At 65.6% G+C, this 4,788-nt stretch carries 7 protein-coding genes; 3 read left to right on the plus strand and 4 right to left on the minus strand.

The window, feature by feature from the left end; translation table 11 throughout:
- The 4 genes from RTN46_RS16385 to rimP all read right to left on the minus strand — a co-directional run.
- Positions 1 to 316 (minus strand): translation initiation factor IF-2 N-terminal domain-containing protein (locus RTN46_RS16385; protein ID WP_312182981.1); only part of this gene is annotated, 316 nt, incomplete at its 3' end.
- A 146-nt stretch (positions 317 to 462) separates the two neighbouring features.
- Complete coding sequence (locus RTN46_RS16390; RefSeq protein WP_312182982.1) at positions 463 to 888, minus strand: YlxR family protein; 426 nt, start codon at positions 886 to 888, stop codon at positions 463 to 465.
- Positions 889 to 909: 21 nt separating this feature from the next.
- The gene (gene nusA / locus RTN46_RS16395; RefSeq protein WP_312182984.1) at positions 910 to 1,881 is read right to left on the minus strand and encodes a transcription termination factor NusA; all 972 of its coding nucleotides are present in this window, start codon (positions 1,879 to 1,881) and stop codon (positions 910 to 912) included.
- Positions 1,882 to 2,508 (minus strand): ribosome maturation factor RimP, encoded by a 627-nt coding sequence (rimP, locus tag RTN46_RS16400; RefSeq protein WP_312182986.1) that lies wholly within the window; start codon positions 2,506 to 2,508, stop codon positions 1,882 to 1,884.
- Positions 2,509 to 2,594: 86 nt separating this feature from the next.
- Here rimP and RTN46_RS16405 point away from each other — a divergent pair, with 86 nt between their 5' ends.
- From RTN46_RS16405 to RTN46_RS16415, 3 genes are all read left to right on the plus strand, one after another.
- Complete coding sequence (locus RTN46_RS16405) at positions 2,595 to 3,671, plus strand: DUF4439 domain-containing protein (protein WP_312182988.1); 1,077 nt, start codon at positions 2,595 to 2,597, stop codon at positions 3,669 to 3,671.
- An 83-nt stretch (positions 3,672 to 3,754) separates the two neighbouring features.
- Positions 3,755 to 4,009, plus strand: coding sequence for a hypothetical protein (locus RTN46_RS16410; RefSeq protein WP_312182990.1), 255 nt, complete (start codon positions 3,755 to 3,757; stop codon positions 4,007 to 4,009).
- Positions 3,969 to 4,763 (plus strand): aminoglycoside phosphotransferase family protein, encoded by a 795-nt coding sequence (locus RTN46_RS16415; RefSeq protein ID WP_312182992.1) that lies wholly within the window; start codon positions 3,969 to 3,971, stop codon positions 4,761 to 4,763. Before RTN46_RS16410 ends, RTN46_RS16415 begins: the two co-directional genes overlap by 41 nt.
- Positions 4,764 to 4,788 lie beyond the last annotated feature (25 nt).

The following is a 4,788-nucleotide window of genomic DNA, read 5'->3' on the forward strand; positions in this document are numbered from 1 at the left end:
CTGCGGGCTTCTCCGCCGCCGGGGCGGGGGCTTCTGCCTTGGCGGCAGGTGCTGCCGGAGCAGGCGCTGCGGGTGCAGGCGCTGCCGGGGCGGGAGCAGCCGGACGCGGCGCGGATTTTTCCGCACCGGAGTTATCGGCAGCCGCAGGCTTTGCAGGTGCGTCGGGGAATGCCCCGCGCAGTTTCTTGACTACGGGTGCTTCGATTGTCGAAGATGCCGAACGGACGAATTCGCCCAGTTCCTGCAGTTTTGCAACTGCATCCTTCGAAGTGATGCCGAGCTCTTTGGCGAGCTCGTGTACGCGGACCTTGGCCACATTTCTCCTGTCTCAGTCCGCACCGAGCCAGGCACGAACCGTCTATTTACTGCGGGCTTCCACTGCAGGTGCAGGGTTGCCCATCACAGAGCACAACAAAGTACTCATCGTCGGGTACTCATCGCTGGGTACTCATCGGGTTTCCATCAGATTTCAGACCCGCTTTCAGGTTGGACGGTTTCGAGGTGGCCCCGGTTGGGACCCGCCTCTTGAGCTTCGAACCGCTGTTCCACGCCCGAGGCGTCGACCTGTGCCCGAAAGGCACGGCCGAAAGCCCGGCGTTTTACAGCTGTTGCGAGGCATGCTGCCCCGGGGTGCAACCAGGCACCCCGGCCAGACATACGGCGGCTTTCATCGATCACGACGGCACGTGTGCCCTCCGTCGAATCCAGCGCCAGCCGCATCAGAGCAGCCTGGTCATCCTTCTTCCGGCAGCCAATGCATGTCCGTTGCGGAACATGCCTTGATCCTGCCGCAGGCCGCATCGATTCCACGGGCTCCTGCGGGTGTTGGAAGGCGGACGGTGACCCGGCCATGAACATTCTACCGCTTTTCTTATCTCTTGCCCTCATCCGGTCTCCCGGAGGAGGAACTTAGGCGGACTTCGCGTCGGAGACGATATCGATCCGCCATCCCGTCAGCTTCGCAGCGAGGCGGGCGTTCTGCCCTTCCTTGCCGATAGCCAGGGACAGCTGGTAGTCAGGCACCACGACGCGGGCCGAACGGGCATCCTCGTCGGTGATGGTGACGGAGTTGACGCGCGACGGCGAGAGCGCGTTGGCAATAAACGTCGCCGGGTCCTCACTGAAGTCCACGATGTCGATCTTCTCGTCATGCAGCTCAGTCATCACGGCGCGGACACGCGATCCCATTTCACCGATGCAGGCACCCTTGGCGTTGATGCCGGGGGTGTGCGCCTTGACGGCGATCTTGGTGCGGTGGCCGGCTTCCCGGGCCAGGGCAACGATCTCCACGGAACCGTCGGCAATCTCCGGAACCTCCAGTTCGAAGAGCTTGCGCACCAGCCCCGGGTGGGAGCGGGAAAGCGTGATGGACGGGCCCTTGAATCCGCGGCGGACGTCGACGACGAACGCACGCAGGCGGGAGCCGTGGAGGTACTTCTCCCCCGGGACCTGTTCCGTCGGAGGCAGCAGCGCCTCGACGGATCCAAGGTTCACCTGGATCATGTGCGGGTTATTGCCCTGCTGGATCTGGCCGGAAACCAGTTCGCCTTCACGGCCCTTGAATTCCCCGAGGATGTTGTCATCCTCGACATCGCGCAGCCGCTGCAGGATGATCTGCCGGGCCGTGCTCGCGGCAATCCGGCCGAAACCGGCAGGCGTGTCATCGAACTCGCCGACAGCTTCGCCGTCGTCGTCAAGCTCGGTAGCCCAGATCGTGACGTGACCGTTCTTGCGGTCCAGCTCAGCCCTGGCCTTTTCCTGCGAGCCGGTGGTTTTGTGATAGGCAACCAGCAGTGCCTGTTCAATCGTGGGGATCAGCAGGTCCAGCGGAATTTCCCGTTCCGCTTCCAGCAGCCGCAGCGCACTCATATCAATATCCATTTAGGCCTCCTCGGCTGTGCTTTCAAATCCGTCTGCATCTTCGTCTGCCGGGTCGTCCTCAAGATGGGTGAACTCGATTTCCACCCTGCCCTTGGCGATTTGGTCAAAGGACAGGTGAATCTGCTCGCCCTGTTTGGGCTTCATTCCCTTTTTGACGGGCAGTTCGGGAATCAGGGTGATCCCCTCCGCATCCACCTCGACCAGTCGTCCAGTGAGAGCGTCACCGGACACCGGCGTCACCAGCACCATCCGGCCGGTGTTCCTCCGCCAGTGCCTGGGTTCGGTCAGCGGACGCGAGACGCCGGGAGAGGAAACTTCGAGACTGTAGGGACGCCCGTCGTCGTGCGGGTCCTGATCCATGGCATCGGAGAGGACGCGGGAAATTTCCGCGATCCGGTCCAGGCTGACGCCGCCGATTTCCGTTTCGGGGAGGTCCACGATGACGTGGACCGTGCGGTGGACACCGGCAATCCTGATTTCGATGTCCTCGAGGAAGAGTCCTTCCCCGGCGACAGTGGGGGCAAGGTAGTCCGTCAGCCGCTGCGTCTCTGCAGCGATCTCTGCGCGCTGAGCGTTCTTGCGGTAGTCCGACGAGGTGTCTTTTTTGGGGCTGGGCCGAACCGCCATTATTGCCTCCCACTAGATGATGTTGTATCCACTAGCCTACCGACTTTCCCGGGTACCCGGGTCACGGGCGCGGGAGCGCCGGGTTCGTGACATCATCGAGTGTTGTGAATAAGCGCCTCTCTTCTCAGAAGCCTCCTGCCGCGCGCCCGTCCAGGGCCGCCTCGGCAGCCGGGGCTTTCCGGCGTACGCTGGCGCTTGGCCTTCTGGCCTGCGTTGTTGCAAGTTTCGGCCTCACGGCGGGCAATCGTGCGGAAGCTGACCGCCCACGGTCCTTCTCGGAGAAGGCACTGAATGAGGCGTTCGCCACGGCACGGGTCCTGGCCGCTGAAGCCGACTCGCTTGCTGTGGGGGCACCCTCGGCGGAACTGCAGATGCAGTCCCAGGTGCTGCGCGACCAGGCGCTGCTGCTGACCAGTCCCGGCGGCGCCTCCGCCTACCAGACAGCACAGTCCGTGGACCGTTCGACAGACTCTTATCCCGACGCGCTTTACGCTGCTGCGCAGTTCAATCTCGAGGCCGCGGGCCGGGCCGACTACGGTGCCGCCCGCCTCCTGGCCTCCGTCGGGACCGGGCAGCTCCTGCTCGCCCAGCGGGCCGCGCAGGTGCTGGGCGGGAGCGTGACCACCAAGGAATCGGGCTGGACGCCGGTCCTTGGCGAGGACGCAGCGGCCCGCTGCACCAACGACGCAGCAACGGACCGCACGGAGCTGCGTGACCGACCAGGCGCCGCCGAGGCCCTGCAGTCCGCACTGGATGCGGAGTTCGGGGCCGTCTACGTCTATGAAGTCGCCCAGGCCCAAAACGGCGCAGCCGTCTCCGTGCTGGGCGAAACACCGGCAGAGCGCCGCGCCGCGCATTTGGAGGCGGGCCGGAACGGCGTCGCGCTGCTGCCGACCCTGTGCCTTCCCGCGGTGGGCCCGGTTCCTGCGTACTCACTGTCCGCAGCCTTCTACGCCGATCCGTCCGGTTCGCTGGCCGGAATGGAAGCGGCCCTGCCCGGTGTCTACGCAGATCTGGCGGGATCCAGCGATGGTGCCGTACGCTCGTGGGCGATTGACCGGCTGGTGGAGACGTCCCTCCAGCTTTACTCCGGGGCCGCTGCCGTGCCTGCCTCGCCTGGCCTTGACGCTGAGCCCGCTGCACTGCCGTGGGCGGCCGGCTAAACCAGCAGATCTGCTGGTTTCTGCTGCTTCCGCCGGCTTGATGGGGTACCGGACCCAAATCCAACTATCTCCAGGAGGACCCCATGGCTCCCGCCGTCGTTGTACCCGAGGCGCTTCGCCGGCGCTATCTGCGTACACGGGAGGGCCGTGCCTGGCTGGACGGGCTGCCGGCCCTGGTCCAGGAGAGCCTTCGGGATTTCCGGATGCGCCTGGATGCTTCAGCCGGGTCGGCGTCCTGGCACGGCTACGGCGCGCTGGTGCTGCCGGTCATTGCTTCAGAGGGCTCCCCCCCCGCCGTTGTTGAAGTTTCCGTATCCGCATCCCGAGGCTGCCACTGAGTCCGCCGCACTGGAACTCTGGGACGGCAACGGTGCGGTCCGCCTGCTGGACCGCACCGCCGCAGGCACGGTCCTGGTGCTGGAACGGCTGGACCCCGAGGCGTCCCTACTGGATGTCCCGGTGCCGGAGGCCGTGCAGGTCTGGGGCCAGCTGGTCCGCCGCCTGAGCCTGCAGGGAACGGACGACCCACAGTGGGCGGCGATTCCCTCAGTTGCGGAACGGGCCGAACAGTTTTCCGATGAGCTGCCCGCCGACTGGGAGGACCTCGACCGTCCGTTTGATCGCTGGCTGCTGGAGGAAGCCCTCCAGGTCTGCCAGACGCGCGGTGCGGTAGGCCGCCGGTCCAGCCGGGATGTCCTGGTCCACGCGGACCTGCACTACGGCAACATCCTCCGCAGGCTGGAAGCGGACGGGCCAAAGCGCCAAGCCGGATATGCGGCGATTGACCCGCAGGCAGTGTTCGGAGAAGCCGAATACGCCGTCGCCCCGATGCTGTGGAACCGTTTGGAGGAGCTGGACGAAGCGGAGCCGCAGAAAGCGCTGCAGGACCGCCTGTCAGCACTCTGCGCTGCCGCGGGGCTGGACCCGCAGGCCGCCCGTGAATGGAGCATCCTGCGGGAAGTCGAGAACGCCCTTGACTACCTTCGGGACGGGCAGCACGATGACGCCCAGCGTTCGGTGTGGGTGGCGGCGGCCCTGTCCGGCCGGAATCATCCAGGCCTTCCGCACGTGAGCGCCCTGAAGTCGCCCTAAGGCCGTGCTAAAGCCGCGCTGGGGC

Source organism: Arthrobacter sp., assembly GCF_031988865.1.
Classification (GTDB): domain Bacteria; phylum Actinomycetota; class Actinomycetes; order Actinomycetales; family Micrococcaceae; genus Arthrobacter_B.